The following is a 2,419-nucleotide window of genomic DNA, read 5'->3' as shown; positions in this document are numbered from 1 at the left end:
ACCATAACAAAACACTCCTGTTTCTAGTTTACTAGATTTTCAACAGGAGTGTTTTTTTTTGTGTCTCATTTTTGGGGGCTAGTACCGAAATTTCCTTGCTGTTTTTGTATATCTTAGTAACCTCAAATTACTTGACTGAACAACTATGTGAATGTTATATTGTAGTTGGACATTTTAATTTTTATTGCAATAAATGAGATTGCTGCATTAGGAAAGTGGGGGTCTATGAAATTTAGAAAAGTTCGTAACAAACAAGAAGAAACGTCCCGAAAATCTTGTGTCAAGATGTACAAGTCTGGTAAGCACTGGGTGCGTGTTGTCATGACACAGATTGGATTAATGCGTCTTTTTAAAGGGCTTAATGCAGAAGAGGTCAACATTAGCCTCAAGGAAGCAGAGGAAGTGGTAAGTGATGTATCTATGCCGCATACTATCCTAAAGGGAGCCGCAGCGCTTGGTGCTATCATAGCAGGTGGTGCTAGTAGTCAGACGGTTTTTGCTGACGACACGACAGCTATGGAGATGGAGCTATCCACAGAGACGCTTGTGGACAGTGATGTTGTTTCTATGGGGCAATATGACTCAGCGTTAGATGAGACACAGTCTGTGTCAGAGGAGTCCTTGTCGCTATCAAGGTCAGAGTCTCACAGCAGTTCACACTCTTTGTCAGAGTCGCAATCGCTTAGTGCCTTCACGTCAGAGTCTATCTCGGAATCCGTCAGTGAGTCTGTGTCAGAGTCTATCTCAGAATCATACAGTCAGTCAGAGTCTCTCAGTAGCTCAGAGTCATATAGCAAGTCGGAGTCAAAAAGCACGTCACATCTATCCTCTACATCTGAGGCTAGTGCTAGCTCTGAGCTGATTACAAGCGAGTCTAGTGGCACGGAGAGCCAGTCAGAAGCGAGTGTTGATACGACAGATTTGATAAAGGCTAGGGAAGAGCTTGAGCTTGCGACGATTGTCTCTGATATCAAGAGTGAGTTTCTCACTGGAGAGGCACTAGCCAGCTATCAAGCAACAGTGGCTGAAGCAAAGGCGCTCTAAACAACCATGGAGAATCTCCTGAAGTCAGCGACCGCTACACAGGCTGATGTAGATAGTGCGACCAAGAAAGCTAGTGCACTGAGTAAAGCACTGCAAGGCGCTATGGTGGTGGGTGACGATGGGCTAGCTAATCAATCCATCAGTAACCACAATCTAAGTGCCGACGTGCCGACGAGAGTGATTGGGCGACAACGACCATCACGACCTCAAGTGGTCAGACGCTAACCATCACACGAAAAGACCCGAATAACCTTAAGGTCGTTGAAATCACGGGCTGGGACACATCTACTCTCAATATTCATCCGAGTACAACTAAGGATGGTTGCTTTACGAGTGTGACCGTTGTCCTTGATACAGCGACCAACGCTATCGAAGTGCAGCTTTATAATAGTTTTACAAATAATGGTGGTGGAAACAATGGTATCATCATTGTCGGGCAGACAGGTATTTCAGACTTAACTGTTCGTGGAGAAACTGAGCAAAAAGATTACGACGCTGGTGGTCCTCTCTATGATGATTTTAAAGATTGGTCTAACGGAACAACCCATCGTGGTACTGGAAACTGGCATAGTAATCCTACTGTCATCGAAGGAACGATAGGAGAGACAGGAGGCTTTACACTAGCGGTTGCTGTCTCTTCAAACTCTACCTATGCTTCGGGAAGTCGTATACCAGATGCAAGTATCATTAGAAAAACAGGTGATTCTGCTATTAGTTTAACGCAAGAGGATATCGAGAAAATCATCCAGTCAGAGCCTAGCTCGGAGTCTGCGTCGGTATCTATCTCCGAGTCAGCTAGTGAGTCTACGTCCTTGTCTGTCCTCAGTGAGTCCTTATCAGAGTCAGTGAGCGAATCTGTCTCCGAATCCATCTCAGAATCGTTAAGCGAGTCTGCTTTACAAACAGAGTCAACATCATCCTCAGAATCAACACGGCAGTCAACTTCAGTTAGTCATAGCACAAGTCAAGACTCTCTTGATATTGCTAAAGCCTCTACTCTCCCTCTAACTGGAGATAACACTTCAGTAGCATCGCTTCTTGGTGGAGGAGCTCTACTGGGTTCTCTCTTGCTTGGCAAGAAGAAAAAGAAACCAACAGAGGATAAGAATTCATAACATATTTCCTTTTAGTATTGGCTGTATTAAAAAGAATTAGGTCTTGGCGATAGTAGAAAACGCTTGCTAGACTATTGTACTAACGATGCAATATAAAAAGAGATATTTGTTTAGAGGGAGAAAAGTTAATCCGTTATATTTTGGTATGCGGTTAAATAAAAAAGAAGACGTTTTTTGTTAGTGTAAAAGTTCTAAAATGAAGTTAGCCACTTAAAAGTATGAAAAAACACCTCAGAGAGATATAATTGTAATCACCACAA

The 2,419-nt window shown here is 43.2% G+C and carries 3 protein-coding genes; all 3 read left to right on the top strand.

Annotation, left to right across the window (positions count from 1 at the left end):
* Positions 1–225 precede the first annotated feature (225 nt).
* Positions 226–1,044 carry an accessory Sec-dependent serine-rich glycoprotein adhesin gene (locus AALA56_RS09890; RefSeq protein WP_369909871.1) on the top strand — a complete coding sequence of 273 codons (819 nt, stop codon included), beginning with the start codon at positions 226–228 and terminating at the stop codon, positions 1,042–1,044.
* A gap of 6 nt (positions 1,045–1,050) precedes the next feature.
* Entirely contained in the window at positions 1,051–1,269 is a 219-nt protein-coding gene (locus tag AALA56_RS09885) for a hypothetical protein (protein WP_369909870.1), read from the top strand.
* A 110-nt stretch (positions 1,270–1,379) separates the two neighbouring features.
* Positions 1,380–2,159, top strand: a complete 780-nt coding sequence (locus AALA56_RS09880; RefSeq protein WP_369909869.1) for an LPXTG cell wall anchor domain-containing protein — start codon at positions 1,380–1,382, stop codon at positions 2,157–2,159.
* The last annotated feature ends 260 nt before the right edge of the window (positions 2,160–2,419 follow it).

It is taken from the genome of Streptococcus hyointestinalis, assembly GCF_041225505.1.
Lineage (GTDB): Bacteria > Bacillota > Bacilli > Lactobacillales > Streptococcaceae > Streptococcus > Streptococcus hyointestinalis_B.
Note: the sequence above shows the minus strand (reverse complement) of the source record. Positions and strands in the feature narration are given on the sequence as shown.